The following is a 15,576-nucleotide window of genomic DNA, read 5'->3' as shown; positions in this document are numbered from 1 at the left end:
GTTGCTTTGCGGCTGTCATCAGGCTGCGGTGTGGATCGAGGTCGGACGGGTCGCCGCGTCGTAGGCGGCTCTGGCGCCGGTCGCGCCCATGCCGCTGTCGCCGGCCGGTTCGTACAGCCGCTCGGGGCCGCCGCCCTGCCACTGGTTCACCCAGAGGACACCGGCGGGGATCGCGCGGGCGGCGGCCATGTGCGCGGGGTCGTTGGTGTAGACGGTCGCGGCCAGGCCGAAGCGCGAGGCGCTCGCCCTCTCCAGGCCCTCCTCGAACGAGGACACGATGACGACCGGGGCGAGCGGGCCGAAGGTCTCCTCCTGCATGACCAGCATCGAGTCGTCCACGCCGGTGAGAACGGTCGCGGGATAGAAGAAGCCCTTGCCCTCCGGCACGGTCCCGCCTGTGTGGACGGCCGCGCCGCGTTCGACCGCGTCGGTGACGTGGCGGTGCACGATGTCGCGCTGGCGCTGGTCGACCAGCGGGCCCAGCACCGTGGTCTCGTCGTGCCCGTCCCCGAGGGTGTACGTGCGGGCGGCGTCGGTCAGGGCGTCGATGAACTCCCCGGCGATGTCGCGGTGCACGTAGACGCGTTCCATCGACGTGCAGATCTGGCCGGAGTTGGCGAACGCGCCGAAGGCGACGGCGGCGGCCGTCGCGACGGGGTCGACTCCCGCGTCGACGACCACCGGGTCCTTCCCGCCGAGTTCGAGGATCGAGCGGCGCAACCGGCCGCCGGTCTCCGCGCCGACCCGGCGGCCGGCGTCGACGGAGCCGGTGAAGTGCACGAGTCCGATCCGTTCGTCGGCGACCAGCGGCGCACCGGCGCGGGCGTCGCCGAGGACGAGGTTCACCACTCCGGCGGGCAGGTCCATCAGTTCGAGCAGCCGTACCGCTGAGAGCGGCGAGCGTTCGGACGGCTTGAGGACGACGGTGTTGCCCGCGGCCAGCAGCGGGCCGAGGGCCCCCAGCGTCATCGGCACCGGGAAGTTCCACGGCACGATGACGGCAGTGGCGCCGAGCGGTTGGCGCGCGATCGTGGTGTTTCCGGCCGGGCTCGTGATGGTCTCCTCGAACGCGTAGTCCAGGGCCTCGGCTACTGCCGCTTTGAACGCCTGCGCGGCGCCGCCGATGAACGCCGTGCCGAGGGCGACTGGCTTGCCCATCTCGTGGCACTCGATCTCCGCCAGTTCGGCGGCGTGTTCGGCGACCGTGTCCGCCCACCGTGACAGGAGCCGCACGCGTTCGGCGACGGGCAGCGCCGCCCAGGCGGGCTGGGCGCGGACCGCTGCGTCGACGGCTCGACGGATGTCCTCCGGCGAGCCGCTGGGACAACGGCCGACGGGCTCCTCGGTCGCCGGGTTGATCACCTCGTGGAACTCGTCGCCACGGGAGTCCTCCCAGTTTCCGCCGATCAGGTTCTGCAGGGTCTTCACGCGATGTTCTCCTTGACGAATGCGGCTCGGCGGGCGGGCGGCGGGGTCAGGTGAGGCGGTCGGCCATGAGTTCGCCGACCATGATCGAGGCCAGGTTGGTGTTGGCCCGGGGGACGGCGGGGAAGATCGACGCGTCGACCACGCGCAGGCCGTCGACGCCCTTGACGCGGCACTCGGGATCGACCACCGCTTCGGCGTCGTCGGGCGCTCCCATGCGGCACGTGCTGGTCCCGTGCTGGGCGTCCACGACGGTGGCCAGCAGGTGGTCGTCGAGTTCGGCGTCGTCGTCCAGCACCGCGAACAGCCGGCTGTTGCGCGCCTCGATCGAGCCCTCGACGAGCGGGGCCACCTCGGGGCCGCGCGCCATCTCGACCAGCGCCCGCACCCCTTGGCGCAGCCGTTCCAGGTCACGGGCGTCCGACAACATCCGTTCCCGCACCTCGGGCTGCGCCTGCGGGTCGGCGGACGTCAGTCTCAGGACGCCGCGCGAGAAGCTCTGGTTCAGCCACACGCCCAGGCCGCCCGCGGGGAAGCGCGTGTCGGCGGCTCCCATGGCCAGCACGTTCTGGTTGAGCGAAACGAACATCATGTCGTTGGGCATGACCCCGCTGCTGTAGCGCACGCAGACGTTGGTGTGGCGATCGTCGGCCGTCTTGATCGCGGCCTCCCGCGTCAGGGGCAGCTCGACGACGACCATCGGATGGTCCTGCATTCCGACGCCCACCGGGAGGTCCTGCCGTACCGCGATCCCCAGCCGCCGCAGGTCGTCGGCCGGGCCCACCCCTGAGCGCATCAGGATCGCCGGCGAGTGGATCACCCCGGCGCTGAGCACCACCTCGTCGGCGTACTCGGTCACCGCCGTCCCGTCCACGACGACCTGGACGCCCACGGCACGGTCACCTTCGAAGACGACCCGGTCGACCAGGGCGCCACCGCGGATGGTGAGGCCGCCCAGCGAACGGGCCGGTTCGAGGTACGCGTCGTTCACCGAGACCCGGCGTCCGGCGCGCGAGTTGATCGGGTACGGCGAGACCCCGCTCGCATGCGGGGCGTTCACGTCCGGCGCCCAAGGGTGCCCGGCCGACAGCGCGGCGGCGCACAGGGCGGCGTCCGCCCCGCCCCATCGCTCCTGCGGCATCCGGAAGATCGGCGTCGGCCCGCCCCGCCCGTGGTACGGCTCGTCCCCGAACTCCTCGTCGTCCTCCAGCCTGGCGAAGTACGGCAGGACGTCCTTCGCCGACCAGCCGGCGCATCCCGCCGCGGCCCAGTCGTCGAAGTCCTCCATCGGCGGGCGGATCGCGATCTGACCGTTGATGGACGAGCTGCCGCCGACGCCCTTGCCGCGCCAATACGGAGCCTGCGCCTGCTTCTCGGTCCGCGCGGAATCGACGCCCATCCAGACCAGGTGCTCGGCGGCGCCGGGGTCGAGCAGCGCCTTCACCGGGTTCGGTGACCGCCACGCCTCCGGCATCTGCGCGGACCGGTAGTCGGGCCCGGCTTCCAGGAGCAGAACGCGCTTGCCTCGCTCGGCGGAACGGGCGGCGAGAGCCGCGCCCGCGGACCCCGCACCAACGACGATGATGTCCCACACGGCGAACCTCCAGGTGAGCACGGCTGCGGAAACGTCCGAACCGCTGTAGGCGGTAGACTGCCCCCTGGCAGAAAGTTCAGTCAAGAGTGAAAGTTCATTTTTTCCTGATCGATTGGAGCCGAGCCCGTGCCCAGCGGCGCCGTGAACGCCCTCATCGACGACTTCGGCCTCCGCATCGGCCGCGCGATGGGCTGGCCCCCGATGGCCGGCCGCGCCGCGGGCGTTCTCATGCTCAGCGAGACGCCCCTCACGATGACCGAGCTGCAGACCGCACTGAACGCGAGCAAGGGCTCGATGTCGGAGACGACGCGCCTGCTCGTGATCAGCGGGACCGTGCGCCGCTTCAAGGAGCCGGGCGCGCGGCAGTACGTCTACGAGTGGCGCGACGACGCCTGGATCGGCTGCCTCCAGCACCAGCTGGAGCAGACCGTCGAACTCCTGACCCTCGCCGAGAGCGCGCAGACGACCGGCGCCGACCTCCCCGCCCGGCAACGCGAGCGCCTGCGCGAGATGCACGAGTACTACACCTTCATGGTGGAGCAGCTCAAAGCGCTCCTCGCGGACTACAAAGCATCCCGCTAAGCGGCCGAATCGATGCTCGGCATCCTTTGATCATGTCGAACCGGCCGGGGGTGTCCAGTCGGTGCCGCGGCCGCGGGCCTCGTCGAAGACCAGCCAGGTGCGGGTGCCGCGGATTCCGGGGATGTCCTGGATGCGTTCCAGCACCACGTGCTTGAGCGCCTCGTTGTCCGGGGCCCTGACCAGGACCAGGATGTCGTAGTCGCCGCCGACCATCGCGAAGTGCTCGACGTAGGGGATCTCCTGCAGCTTGGCCGACACCGCGCGCCAGGTGTTCTGCTCGATGGTGAGCGAGATGTAGGCGCTGGTGCCGAGGCCCGCCTTGTGCGGGGCGAGCTCGGCGGTGAAGCCGGTGATCACTCCGTCGTCGGTCAGCCGGGTGAGGCGCGCGTAGGCGTTGGCGCGGGAGATGTGGATCCGTTCGGCGAGCGCACGGACGGACATCCGGCCGTCGCGCAGCAGCTCAGCGATGATCGCGCGGTCCACCCCGTCGAGCCGGTCGGCAGAATGTCCCGGCCGTCCCGTGAGTTCGCCCTCGTCTCCCGACATTTGGCCTCCAGGGGGTGTGGTTTTTAGCTATTTGTCGCTCATTGTGCCCGATGTCTTGAACAGATGGCGACGTCGCAGGACGCTTTGCGTGTCAAGCGTCCAGAGAAAGCGAGCGCTGTCATGCCCGTGGGGACACATGCGGTCGATCATCTTCTTCCCGCAGCCGTTCCGGTGCGCTTCGTCGCCGAGGACGGCACGGCCGTCGAGCCGCCGGAGGGATATCAGGCGCCGGCGGACGAGCAGCTCGTGGAGGCCTACCGCCGGATGGTCCTCGGCCGCCGGTTCGACCGCCAGGCGACCGCGCTGACCAAGCAGGGCAGGCTCGCGGTCTACCCGTCCAGCCGTGGGCAGGAGGCCTGCCAGATCGCCGGCGTGCTCGCCCTGCGCGAGGACGACTGGCTGTTCCCGACCTACCGCGACTCGGTGGCACTGGTGTCGCGCGGCGTCGATCCCGTCGAGGTGCTCGAGCTGCTGCGGGGCGGCTGGCACTGCGGGTACGACCCGGCGGCCACGCGCGTCGCGCCGCAGTGCACGCCGCTGGCCACGCAGACCATCCACGCGGTGGGCATGGCCGAGGCCCTGCGCCGCAAGGGCGAGGACGCCGTCGTGATGGCGTTCATCGGCGACGGCGGCACCAGCGAGGGCGACTTCCACGAGGCGCTCAACTACGCCGCGGTGCTCCAGGTGCCGGTGGTGTTCTTCGTCCAGAACAACAAGTACGCGATCTCGGTGCCGCTGGCCAAGCAGACCGCGGCCCCCGCCCTCGCCTACAAGGGGATCGGGTACGGCGTCCGCTCTGAGCAGGTGGACGGCAATGACCTCGTCGCCGTCCTGGCGGTTCTCGGTGAGGCCGTGCGGCACGCGCGGACGGGCGACGGCCCGTTCCTGGTCGAGGCGCACACCTATCGCATGGACGCCCACACCAACGCCGACGACGCCACCAGGTACCGCGAGAACGAGGAGGTCGAACGCTGGGAATCGGCCGACCCCCTTCTCCGTCTGGAGACCTACCTCCGCGGCCGCGGCCTGCTCGACGAGGAGGAGATCGCCGTGGCGGAGAAGGTCGCCGAAGAGTTCGCCGCCCGGCTGCGGGACGCGATGAACGCCGATCCGGAGTCCGACCCGTACGAGCTGTTCGACCACGTCTTCGCCGAGCCCACGCCTCAGTTGCGCGAGCAGCGGGAGCAGCTGGCGTCCGAGTTGGAGGGCTGACATGACCGCGATGACGATGGCGCAGGCGCTGAACGCGTCGCTGCGGGACGCGTTGCGCGACGACGAGCAGGTTCTGGTCTTCGGCGAGGACGTAGGTCCGCTCGGTGGGGTTTTCCGCATCACCGACGGGCTCACCAAGGAGTTCGGCGAGGACCGCTGCTTCGACACGCCGCTGGCCGAGTCGGGGATCGTCGGGCTCGCCGTGGGCATGGCCATGGGCGGCTTCCGTCCCGTCGTCGAGATGCAGTTCGACGCGTTCGCCTACCCGGCGTTCGAGCAGATCGCCTCGCACGTGGCGAAGATGCGCAACCGCACCCGCGGCAAGGTGCCGCTGCCGCTGGTGATCCGCATCCCGTACGCGGGCGGCATCGGCGGCGTGGAGCACCACTGCGACTCCAGCGAGGCCTACTACGCCCACACGCCGGGCCTGAAGGTCGTCACGCCGGCGACCGTGGCCGACGCGTACTGGCTCCTGCGCGACGCCATCGCCGACCCCGACCCGGTGATCTTCATGGAGCCCAAGCGGCTGTACTGGTCCAAGGACGAGACGAGCCTGGACGATCGGCGGGCCGAGGGGTTCGGGCGGGCGGCCGTCCGGCGCGAGGGCCGCGACGCGACCCTGGTCGCCTACGGGCCCAGCGTGCCGGTGGCCCTCAAGGCGGCCGAGACGGCGGCCGCGGAGGGCGTCTCCCTCGAAGTCGTCGACCTGCGCACGATCGTCCCGTTCGACGACGAGACCGTCGCGGCGTCGGTGCGCAAGACGGGCCGCTGCGTGGTGGTCCAGGAGGCCCAGGGGTTCGCCGGGGTGGGCGCGGAGATCGCGGCCCGCGTCCAGGAACGGTGCTTCCACTCGCTGGCCGCTCCCGTGCTGCGCGTCACCGGGTTCGACATCCCGTACCCGCCGCCGAAGCTGGAGCACTCGCACCTGCCGGACGTCGACCGGATCCTCGACGCGGTCGACCGGCTCCAGTTCGACGATCGGCCGGACGTCCTGCACCTGGCCCGGGAGGCATCATGACGACCACCGCCGTGCGGCAGGTGTTCCGGCTGCCCGACCTCGGCGAGGGACTGACCGAGGCCGAGATCGTCGAGTGGAAGGTCGCCGTCGGCGACACGGTCGAGATCGACCAGAACGTCGTGGACGTCGAGACCGCCAAGGCCGTGGTGGAGGTGCCGGTCCCCTTCGCCGGAACGGTGCTGAAACTGCACGCGGAGACGGGCTCCGTGCTGGCGGTGGGCGAACCCCTCATCGAGGTCGGCCCCCCGGGCGAGGTGCACGCGGACACGGCCCCGGAGGTCGACCCCGCCGCGGCCCGGTACCGCGAGGAGGAACAAGCCGGCTCGGGCAACGTCCTGATCGGGTACGGCACCGGCCACGCGTCCGGCGGACGCAGGCGCCGGCGCAACGGCTCCCGATTCGCCGTGCCCACGGAGACGGAGCGGACGTCCGCGTCCCCTCGGAAAGCCGAACCGGGACGCGCGCCTCGCGTGATCTCGCCGCTCGTCCGCAGGATCGCCCGGGAGCACGGGGTGGACGTCGCCACCGTCACCCCCACCGGACCGCGCGGAGTGATCCTCCGCCGCGACGTCGAGCAAGCCATCGCCGAAGCCCGCAAGCCGCTCGAAGCCGCCGCGACACCGGCCGAACAGCCGCCCCTCGAACGGCCGCTCCTCGCAGCGTCCACGCCGGCGACCGAGCGGATCCCGTTGCGCGGGATCCGCCGCGCGGTCGCCGACAAGCTGAGCCGCAGCCGCAGCGAGATCCCCGACGCCACGACCTGGGTGGACGTCGACGCCACCGGCCTGCTCGAAACGAAGGACGCGCTGAAGCGGGCCCGTCCCGACCTCGGCATCGGGCTGCTCGCCGTCTTGGCCCGCATCTGCGTGGACGGGCTGCGGCGGTTCCCCGAGCTCAACTCCTCCGTCGACACCGAGCGCGCCGAGATCGTCCGGTACGGGCACGTCAACCTCGGCTTCGCCGCGCAGACCGACCGCGGCCTGGTCGTGCCGGTGGTCCGGGACGCGCACCTGATGACGACCGCGCAGCTCGCCGCGGAACTGACCCGGCTCACCGGCCTGGCCCGGTCGGGCAAGCTGCCGCCCGAGGCGCTGACCGGCGGAACGTTCACGCTCAACAACTACGGGGTCTTCGGCGTGGACGGCTCCACCCCGATCATCAACCATCCAGAGGCCGCGCTCCTCGGCGTGGGCCGCATCATCGACCGCCCCTGGGTGGTCGACGGCGCGGTCATCGCCCGCAAGGTCACGCAGCTGTCCCTCACGTTCGACCACCGGGTGTGCGACGGCGGTGCCGCGGGCGGCTTCCTGCGCTACGTGGCCGACTGCGTCGAGAGCCCCGCGATCCTGCTGGCCCACGCCTGACCGAAGGGAGACCCGCGTGGTGCACGTGCGTCCGTCTCTGATCGAACTCCAGTCCTATGTGCCGGGCCGCAAGGTGCCCGGGGCCATCGTCCTGGCCAGCAACGAGTCCCCGTACGGCCTGCTGCCCGGCGTCGCCTCGCGGCTCGCCGAGCTGACCGGCGGGCTCTCCCGCTACCCGGACATGGGCGCCGTCCGCCTGCTCGAAGCACTAGCCGCCCGGCACGGCGTGGCCCCCGGCCACATCGCCGTGGGCGCGGGCTCCTCCGAAGTCTGCGGACAGCTACTGCACACGGTGTCGTCGGCAGGGACGGAGGCCGTCTTCGGCTGGCGATCGTTCGAGGCGTACCCCATCCTCACCACCGTCGCGGGCGGCGCAGCCATCCACGTCCCGCTGCGCGACCACCACCAGGATCTCGACGCGATGGCGGCGGCCGTCACCGACCGAACCCGCCTGGTCTTCGTCTGCAACCCCAACAACCCGACCTCGACGGCAGTCGGCGAGACCCCACTCCGCGCCTTCGTCGACCGCCTGCCCGAGCACGTGCTGGTCGTCGTGGACGAGGCGTACCACGAGTACGCGGACCCGTCCGAGGTGCCGGACGCCCTGGCGCTCTTCGGAGACAGGCCGAACGTCGTCGTCCTGCGAACCTTCTCCAAGGCGTACGCGCTGGCGGGCCTCCGCGTCGGCTACTGCGTCGGCGCACCCGAGATCATCGCGCAGGTGCGCAAGACGCAGACCCCGTTCAGCGTGAGCGCCCTGGCCCAGGAGGCGGCCATCGCCGCGCTCCAGGAGAACGAAGAGGTCGTCAGGCGAGCCGGTCTCACGGTCAAGGAGCGCGAGCGCGTGACCCACGAACTCCGTTCACTCGGCTACGAGCTGCCAGACTCCCAGGCCAACTTCCTGTGGCTGCCCCTCGGCCAAGACAGCACCGCCTTCACCGACCACTGCCTGGACAACGGAGTCATCCTGCGCGCGTTCCCAGGAGAAGGCGTCCGAGTCACCATCGGCCTTCCCGAAGAGAACGCAGCCTTCCTCACCGCAGCCGCAGCCTGGAAAACCGACGCTCAGTAGGCGTCAGCGGCCAGGAGCGTCGGCGGGGGGTGGGGCGAGGCCGGCGAGGGCCAGGTCGACGATGGCGTTGACGTGGTCGGTGTCGGCGATGCGCGGGGTGAGCAGCCGGCGGTAGTAGGCGGCGCCGTAGAGCAGCTCGGTGACCAGGACGGGGTCGGCGTCGGAACGGATCTGGCCTTGGCGTTGCGCGGTCCTGATGCGTTCGGCGGCGGCGCCTGCCAGGTGGCTGATGAAGCGGTCCCAGAGGGCCTGGTGCAGCTGGGGGTCGTGCTGGGCCTCACCGATCAGCGCGCGGTAATGGGGAAAGACGCCCGGATCGCCGAGGAAGCGGGAGGCCGCCGCCATCTGGGTCTTGATGTCGGTGACGAAGTCGCCGGTGTCGGGGAAGGGCGCGTCCATCCTCCAGGTGGACAGCAGGCCGTCCAGCAGCACGGCGGCCTTGGACGGCCACCAGCGGTAGATCGTGTTCTTGCCGACGCCGGCGCGGGCGGCGATGCCCTCGATGCTGACCTTGCGGTAGCCGACCTCCTGGCAGAGCTCCATGGCGGCCCGGATGACGGCGTTGGCGGCCTCTTCGCTACGGCGTTCGGGACGTCTGGGTGACATGGGGCCAGCATAGCGCTCAGACGGCACGGAACGTTCCGTATTGACTTAGTGGGCGTGGCTGGGCATTCTGAAGCGGCACGGAACGATCCGTGCCGCCAGTAAGGGAAGATCCATGAAGGTCGAGATCGCGCACGACATCGCCTGCGTCTGGTCGGCACTCGGCTTCGCCCGCTTCCGCCGGGCCGCCGACGAGCACCGGGCGGGCGGCGCCGAGCTCGAAGTCACCTTCAGGCCGTACGACATCGCGGAGACGCACCCCGCCGCGGGCACGCGCCACGCCGCGGAGAAGCACGAGGCCGTGGGCACGCAGCCCGCCGCGGGCACGCGCCACGCCGCGGAGACATATGGCGTCGCGGGCGCGTACGACGTCGTCGGAGTGTCCGACGTCGCGGGGGCGTCGCCGGGGCGCGTCCATCCTCAACTGGCCTCCGCCGCGCGGGCCGAGCGGATCGTGCGGGCGGCGGCTGTGGACGGCCTGGTGATGAACCTCGACCGGATCGTCCCCGCCGACACCTTCCACGCCCACCGGCTGATCGCGGCGGCGGCCGTGCACGGCACGGCCGAGGACATGGCCGTCCGCCTCTACCGCGCCTACTTCACCGACGGCCTCGACATCGCCGACGCGGGCGTGCTGCGGAGCCTGGCGTCCGTGCTCGGCGTGCCCTGGAACGGTGAGCTGCTCGACGCGCGCCTCGCGCGGTCCGGTCGCGGATCCGGCCCGCGAGTACCGGTCTTCCGGTTCCCGGACGGGACCGTCCTCGTCGGAGCCGTGTCCCTCGCGGCCCTCCGGAATGAGTTGCGGCAGGCCACGTGTGCCGCAGCCTGACGCCGGCGCCTACTGCGGGCGTGGTAGCCAAGGGGTCGTCCGCCGGCAGGATTCGCATGTCACGGGATCGGGCTACCGTTCACGCATGAGCTCAGAACCGTCCGGCGTCCGAGACTGGGCGATCGCCGTGGGCGCGGCGGCGATGCTGCTGTTCGCCGGGTTGTCGGGCCGGCATCCCGGCGGGTACATGGACCTTCTCACCTACGTGCTGCCGGTGGTCGCCGGGCTGGCGCTGGCCGCGCGGCAGCGGGCGCCGCTCACCGTCCTGGCCGTCACCGGGCTGTGCGCGACGGCCTACCTGGCGGCCGGTTTCGACGTGCCCGGCATCGCCTTCCTGGTCGCGGTGTACGGGGCGGTCCGGGCCGGGCACCGCGCCATCACGGTGGCGGGGTCGGTGACGCTCGTGGTGGCGATGCAGCTCACGGCGCTGGCCCTCCCGCACGGCCTGTCGACGGCGCAGACGCTGGCCCAGGCCCGCGACTCCCTCGAACTCGCGTGGCTGATCGCCGCCGGTGCCGCGGGCGAGGCGCTGCGGCAGGCCGAGCGGCGGGCCGACGAGGCCGAACGCACCCGCGAGGAGACCGCGCGCCGCCGCGCCGAAGAGGAGCGCGTGCACATCGCCCGCGAGCTGCACGACTCGCTCACCCACCAGATCTCCATCATCAAGGTGCAGGCCGAGGTCGCCGTGCATCTGGCCCGCAAGCGCGGCGAGCAGGTGCCGGAGGCGCTGCTGGCGATCCAGGAGGCGGGCCGGGAGGCGACCCGGGAGCTGCGCGCGACCCTGGAGGTCCTGCGCGACGACGACACGGCCGTCCCGCACGGGCTCGACCACGTCCCGGAGCTGGTGGAACGGGCCCGCGCGGCCGGTCTGGACGCGACGTTGACGGTCGATGGGCAGCGCCACGACGTCCCGGCCGCCGTGGACCTCACCGCCTACCGGATCGTCCAGGAGTCGCTCACCAACGTCGCCCGGCACGCCGCCGCGGCGACCGCGTCGGTACGGATCGCCTACCGCCCGGACGCGCTCGCCATCAGCGTCGATGACGACGGCAAGGCCACCCCTGACCTCACGCCGGTGCCCGGCGTCGGCCTGCTGGGGATGCGCGAGCGGGTCACCTCGCTCGGCGGCCGCCTGCGCGCGGAACCGCGCAGCGACGGCGGCTTCACCGTCCAGGCCGAGCTGCCGACATGATCCGTGTCGTGCTCGTGGACGACCAGCCGCTGTTGCGCAGCGGCTTTCGCGCGCTCCTGGACGTCGAGGAGGACATCGAGGTGGTGGCCGAGGCAGGGAACGGCGAGGAGGGCCTGCACGTCATCCGGGAACACCTGCCCGACCTCGCCCTCGTCGACGTCCAGATGCCGGTGATGGACGGCATCGAGGCGACCCGGCGCATCGCCGCGGACCCGGCCCTCACCGGCGTGCGCGTCGTCATCCTGACCAACTACGGCTTCGACGAGTACGTGTTCAACGCGCTGCGCGCGGGCGCCGCCGGGTTCCTGGTCAAGGACATCGTCCCCGAGGACCTCCTCCACGCCGTACGCGTCGCCGCCCGTGGCGACGCTCTGCTGGCCCCGTCCATCACCCGCCGCCTGATCGAACGGTACGTCAGCCAGCCGTTCCCCACCCCGGCCGGCACCGGGCTGAAGGAACTGACCAACCGCGAACGCGAGGCCGTCGCCCTGGTCGCGCAGGGCCTGTCGAACGAGGAGATCGCCGCCCGCATGGTGATCAGCCCGCTGACCGCGAAGACCCACGTCAACCGGGCGATGACCAAGCTCCACGCCCGCGACCGCGCCCAGCTCGTGGTCCTCGCGTACGAGTCGGGCCTGGTCGTCCCCCGCGACCGCTGAACAGCCACAGCGATCACGCCGGCGATCCAGCCGCCTCCGTCGACCCGCGGCATTTGTTCCTAGGCGCGCAGGACGTTGTCGGCGAACTCGCCCTCCATGTTCCCGGGCGGCTCGAAGACGAAGACGATGTAGGTCTCGTAGTAGGTCGACCCTTGGCCCGAGACGCGTCCGATGCCGACCTTCGTGCTGCCCTTCCACACGAGCTGCGTGAAGTGCCCGGAGCTGGGGGTGAACTCCGGCTTGTTGAAGTCGTAGTCGGAGATCTCGTTGTACCAGGACTTGACCGCGTCCGAGCCCGTCCGCGGAGTGGACGACGAGCCGGCGCCCCAGAAGATGTTCTCGCCCGTACCGTCACGCAGGTCGGAGTGGCCCGCGCTGAGCTTCTCCGACTGGGACCGGGACGCCGCCCGCTCCTTGGCGTACTTGCAGAGGTCGGCGTCCAGCACCAGCGCCGGCGCGTGGTGCCTGGCCCGGTCGGCGTTCGCCGCGGCGAGCGCCTCGGTCTGGAACGCCTCGGTCGTGCTGTCGGGCAGTGCTGCGCGAGTTGCGGCCATGATGCACCTCTTGACGGCACCGGAGTGCCTGTCCGGTCGCGGCCTCCGTCGGCCCCGACTTCCGCACAGAGTCTTCGCCCCACTCCGCAACGTCACAAGACGGCCGAGTCGGTCAGGCCTGTCTGAAACGGATTCGGACGGCGCCAAAGCGAAGCCCCGCCATTCCAGCCGCCCTCACAATGAAGCGGATGTGGCGAAGGCGCACTTGCCTGCCGACGCAAGCGGAACCGGAGATGCCAGGACCGGGATAGGCCAGCGCCATCCCCAAAGACCGAAACTATGGCCCCCCGCGGACACAGAACCGCTGTCCGTCCCTGGCAGTCCGACTCTTCTCGGGCGCACCAGCCGTGCCGCGGAATCCCTGCCGGCCAATGCGGAACTCCCCGCATACCGCGCGACGGCATGCGGGGAGCCAAAGCCGCGATCAGCTGTAGAAGGTCACGGAGCCACGGCTGACCGTGGTGCCCCGCTCGCCCCAGTAGGACCAGATCTCGGCGCGGTACTGGGTGTCCTCGTAAGCGGTGGCGAGGCTCCGGCACGTGGGGCCGGAGTTGCCGCCGGAGTAGTTGACGTTCTTGTCCGTCCAGTGGTGGCTCGGGCCGGACCCGCTGATCGGCGTCAGCTTCACCGTCACCGAACGCAGGCCCTCGGTGTTGTACGCCTGCGCGCAGAACGAGTCCGAGTCGTCGTTGTAGCTGACGGTGCCGTCGCCGACCGCCTTCGAGAACGAGTTGGCCAGCGCCGGCTGCGCGAGCGCGAAGCATGCCGTGGCCACACCGGCGCCGACAACAGCGGTCCTGAGGACTTTCTTCATCGTTCCCCTTACCTTGAGTGGATCTTGCTCCGCCCGCTGCTGATCTTGATCGAACGGACCACTCCGGCAAAAGATCTTGCATGTACTGTTCGCCAACTGGTCACGCGAACGTTGGATTCGTTACGAGAACGTGCACGCGGAATAGAGCTCCACGCGTCCGACCGGGCCGATCTGGTCGATCCACTCACATGCGCGGGCGACCGGCAGCGGGGTCCCCCAGCTGTAGTGGCCTGACATGGAGTACCACTGGCCGTCGCCCGGGACGAACTTCACGTCCCCGTCTCCCCAGGCCAGTGGGGCGTTCTGTGCGTCATAGACGACGAAGCGCACCGCGACGGAACGTGCCGTGGTGCAGGACACGCTGAACGCCGTGTTCACCTCGACGTTGCTGTAGGTCAGACTCGGTGCCGAGCCGACCTGGCAGTCGGCCAGCGCGGAGGCTGAACTTGCCACAGCGCTCGCGCCGCCGCTGGTGAGCACGAACACCGTGCCGCAGATGCCGGCCAGCGCGGTGGTCAGGGCGCCTTTCTTCATGAGGGTTGTTCCCTTCTGGGCAGGTGGTGGCCGCGGAATCCCGCGGACTCGCTCACTCCGCTGGGAACTTTGCCGGTACGCAGATCCACTACTCGCACCAGACCACGTCCGGTCACAGAGAGTAAAGGGTCGGTCATTGTGTGCGAGAACGCCTGGTCCCAGTGCTTCGGACGCGTAGCACTCAACCGTGTCGGGTCGGCTGGTAGGTCAGCACCTGGGTGTGGCCGTCGAAGGTCTGGGCCTGGAGCAGTTCGAGGTCGAAGTCGCCGGCGCCGTCGAAGATCCGGTCCACGCCGGTCGCGCCGGAGATCACCGGGAAGACCGTCACCTCGATGGCGTCGACCAGGCCGGCGTTCAGCAGGGCCCGGTTGAGCGTCAGGCTGCCGTGGGAGCGCAGCGGCACGTCCGATTCGGCCTTGAGCCGCCTGACCACCTCGACCGGGTCGCCGGACTCGATGGTGGTGCCCGGCCAGTCGAGCGGCTCGGTCAGCCCGCTGGAGATCACCGTGACCGGAGAGTCGAACATGCGCGTGATCCACCCGTCGAACACGCTGCGGTCAAAGCCCGGCTTGAGGAACGGCGCGTTGGAGGAGTAGGTCTTGGCGCCGAGCACCATGCGCAGCGAGTCGCGGTAGGCGGCGGCGCGGTGCGCGAGGAACTCGGGGCCCTGCTTGCCCCAGTAGCCGCCCCAGTCGCCCTCGTGGTTGGCGAAGCCGTCGAGCGTGGAGAAGATGTCGAAGGTGTAGGTGGCAGCCATGGTGTCTCCTTACGGGAAGTCGCCCGCGCCTTGTGGCGGACTCACTCTTGCTACGAACACCACTGGCCCGACCCGACACCCCCTTCCAGATTTCTTTCAAAAACTTTCCGGGCTCAATTGAGCGTGTCCCTGATCAGTGTGGCGACGGTGTGCTCAAGGGTGGCGCGCAGGTCGATCCGGAGCTCGCTCACGGTGGGGTCGGCCTCGTAGGCGGCGAGCGCGCTGGCGGAGGGCCGGCAGTACGTTGACAGGGCACCGGCCATGATCAACATCATCAGAGCCACCGTCCGGGCGCCGTCGCCGAGTTCGGGGACGTGGCGGCGGAGGAGGTCGGCCGTCGTCGTGATGCCGGCGATGGCGGACCGCTTGTGCCGCACGACGACGTCGACGGACACGTTGTGCTCCAGCACGTTGGTCTGCGCGTTGAGGAGATCGAGCAACACCGTCTGGCGTGCGAGGGACGCGCCGAGCACCGCGGCCACCTGGTCGCCGCGCTCGCGCGCTGACAGGCGCGCGTCGACGCCCTCGGCCAGTTCGTCCGGCACCTGCGCCAGCCACCTCGCGACGGCGCGCTCCAGCAGTTCGAACAGCACCGCCTCGCGGGACTCGAAGTAACGCAGCACGTTCGACTTGGCCAGCCCGACCCGCCGGCTCAGCTCGTTGAGCGTCACGTCGGCCACCGGCATCTCGTCGAGCATCGCCGCCGCCGTGTCCAGGATCGTCTGGCGCCGGATCTCGCGCTGCTCCTCATTGCGTGCCCGCTGGAACGTCATGCGTCCCAGTTTACAAACCGTCGGTCTCTTGACAGCAGACCATCGGTC

The 15,576-nt window shown here is 70.6% G+C and carries 17 protein-coding genes; 8 read left to right on the top strand and 9 right to left on the bottom strand.

Annotated features, from left to right (window positions below):
• Positions 1-18: 18 nt before the first annotated feature.
• Together ACGFNU_RS38925 and ACGFNU_RS38920 are read right to left on the bottom strand one after the other, a co-directional pair.
• A complete protein-coding gene (locus ACGFNU_RS38925; RefSeq protein WP_392601598.1) occupies positions 19-1,428 on the bottom strand; it encodes an aldehyde dehydrogenase family protein in 1,410 nt (469 codons plus the stop codon).
• Between the two features lie 46 nt (positions 1,429-1,474).
• Positions 1,475-3,019, bottom strand: a complete 1,545-nt coding sequence (locus ACGFNU_RS38920; protein ID WP_392601597.1) for a GMC family oxidoreductase — start codon at positions 3,017-3,019, stop codon at positions 1,475-1,477.
• Between the two features lie 126 nt (positions 3,020-3,145).
• Here ACGFNU_RS38920 and ACGFNU_RS38915 point away from each other — a divergent pair, with 126 nt between their 5' ends.
• On the top strand, positions 3,146-3,601 hold the full coding sequence (locus tag ACGFNU_RS38915; protein WP_392601596.1) for a GbsR/MarR family transcriptional regulator: 456 nt from the start codon (positions 3,146-3,148) through the stop codon (positions 3,599-3,601).
• 30 nt (positions 3,602-3,631) lie between these two features.
• On the opposite strand, the gene ACGFNU_RS38910 is transcribed toward ACGFNU_RS38915, so the two are convergent.
• On the bottom strand, positions 3,632-4,147 hold the full coding sequence (locus ACGFNU_RS38910) for an Lrp/AsnC family transcriptional regulator (protein ID WP_392601595.1): 516 nt from the start codon (positions 4,145-4,147) through the stop codon (positions 3,632-3,634).
• 120 nt (positions 4,148-4,267) lie between these two features.
• Between ACGFNU_RS38910 and pdhA the strand changes: the two genes are divergently transcribed.
• The 4 genes from pdhA to hisC are packed head-to-tail and all read left to right on the top strand — an operon-like array spanning position 4,268 to position 8,813.
• Complete coding sequence (gene pdhA / locus ACGFNU_RS38905; RefSeq protein WP_392601594.1) at positions 4,268-5,359, top strand: pyruvate dehydrogenase (acetyl-transferring) E1 component subunit alpha; 1,092 nt, start codon at positions 4,268-4,270, stop codon at positions 5,357-5,359.
• Between the two features lies 1 nt (position 5,360).
• Positions 5,361-6,377 carry an alpha-ketoacid dehydrogenase subunit beta gene (locus ACGFNU_RS38900; protein ID WP_392601593.1) on the top strand — a complete coding sequence of 339 codons (1,017 nt, stop codon included), beginning with the start codon at positions 5,361-5,363 and terminating at the stop codon, positions 6,375-6,377.
• On the top strand, positions 6,374-7,741 hold the full coding sequence (locus ACGFNU_RS38895) for a dihydrolipoamide acetyltransferase family protein (RefSeq protein ID WP_392601592.1): 1,368 nt from the start codon (positions 6,374-6,376) through the stop codon (positions 7,739-7,741). Before ACGFNU_RS38900 ends, ACGFNU_RS38895 begins: the two co-directional genes overlap by 4 nt.
• Positions 7,742-7,757: 16 nt before the next feature.
• Positions 7,758-8,813: a histidinol-phosphate transaminase gene (gene hisC / locus ACGFNU_RS38890; protein WP_392601591.1), complete on the top strand. Its 1,056-nt coding sequence runs from the start codon at positions 7,758-7,760 to the stop codon at positions 8,811-8,813.
• Positions 8,814-8,816: 3 nt separating this feature from the next.
• On the opposite strand, the gene ACGFNU_RS38885 is transcribed toward hisC, so the two are convergent.
• On the bottom strand, positions 8,817-9,419 hold the full coding sequence (locus tag ACGFNU_RS38885; protein ID WP_392601590.1) for a TetR/AcrR family transcriptional regulator: 603 nt from the start codon (positions 9,417-9,419) through the stop codon (positions 8,817-8,819).
• A gap of 112 nt (positions 9,420-9,531) precedes the next feature.
• Here ACGFNU_RS38885 and ACGFNU_RS38880 point away from each other — a divergent pair, with 112 nt between their 5' ends.
• The 3 genes from ACGFNU_RS38880 to ACGFNU_RS38870 all read left to right on the top strand — a co-directional run bounded on the left by ACGFNU_RS38880 (position 9,532) and on the right by ACGFNU_RS38870 (position 12,096).
• Positions 9,532-10,245 carry a DsbA family protein gene (locus tag ACGFNU_RS38880; protein WP_392601589.1) on the top strand — a complete coding sequence of 238 codons (714 nt, stop codon included), beginning with the start codon at positions 9,532-9,534 and terminating at the stop codon, positions 10,243-10,245.
• An 85-nt stretch (positions 10,246-10,330) separates the two neighbouring features.
• Positions 10,331-11,437 carry a sensor histidine kinase gene (locus ACGFNU_RS38875; protein WP_392601588.1) on the top strand — a complete coding sequence of 369 codons (1,107 nt, stop codon included), beginning with the start codon at positions 10,331-10,333 and terminating at the stop codon, positions 11,435-11,437.
• Positions 11,434-12,096: a response regulator gene (locus ACGFNU_RS38870; RefSeq protein WP_392601587.1), complete on the top strand. Its 663-nt coding sequence runs from the start codon at positions 11,434-11,436 to the stop codon at positions 12,094-12,096. Before ACGFNU_RS38875 ends, ACGFNU_RS38870 begins: the two co-directional genes overlap by 4 nt.
• A 59-nt stretch (positions 12,097-12,155) precedes the next feature.
• Here ACGFNU_RS38870 and ACGFNU_RS38865 read toward each other — a convergent pair whose 3' ends face one another.
• The 5 genes from ACGFNU_RS38865 to ACGFNU_RS38845 form a co-directional block, all read right to left on the bottom strand.
• The gene (locus ACGFNU_RS38865; RefSeq protein ID WP_392601586.1) at positions 12,156-12,650 is read right to left on the bottom strand and encodes a CAP family protein; all 495 of its coding nucleotides are present in this window, start codon (positions 12,648-12,650) and stop codon (positions 12,156-12,158) included.
• Positions 12,651-13,074: 424 nt separating this feature from the next.
• The gene (locus tag ACGFNU_RS38860; protein ID WP_392601585.1) at positions 13,075-13,464 is read right to left on the bottom strand and encodes a hypothetical protein; all 390 of its coding nucleotides are present in this window, start codon (positions 13,462-13,464) and stop codon (positions 13,075-13,077) included.
• Between the two features lie 120 nt (positions 13,465-13,584).
• Entirely contained in the window at positions 13,585-13,998 is a 414-nt protein-coding gene (locus ACGFNU_RS38855) for a hypothetical protein (protein WP_392601584.1), read from the bottom strand.
• Positions 13,999-14,179: 181 nt separating this feature from the next.
• Positions 14,180-14,755, bottom strand: a complete 576-nt coding sequence (locus tag ACGFNU_RS38850) for a dihydrofolate reductase family protein (protein ID WP_392601583.1) — start codon at positions 14,753-14,755, stop codon at positions 14,180-14,182.
• A 113-nt stretch (positions 14,756-14,868) separates the two neighbouring features.
• Positions 14,869-15,528, bottom strand: a complete 660-nt coding sequence (locus tag ACGFNU_RS38845; RefSeq protein ID WP_392601582.1) for a TetR/AcrR family transcriptional regulator — start codon at positions 15,526-15,528, stop codon at positions 14,869-14,871.
• Between the last annotated feature and the right edge of the window lie 48 nt (positions 15,529-15,576).

This window comes from Spirillospora sp. NPDC048911 (assembly GCF_043198015.1).
Classification (GTDB): Bacteria; Actinomycetota; Actinomycetes; order Streptosporangiales; family Streptosporangiaceae; genus Spirillospora.
The sequence above is the reverse complement of the archived record's forward strand: the minus strand, read 5'-3'. Positions and strand labels throughout refer to the sequence as shown.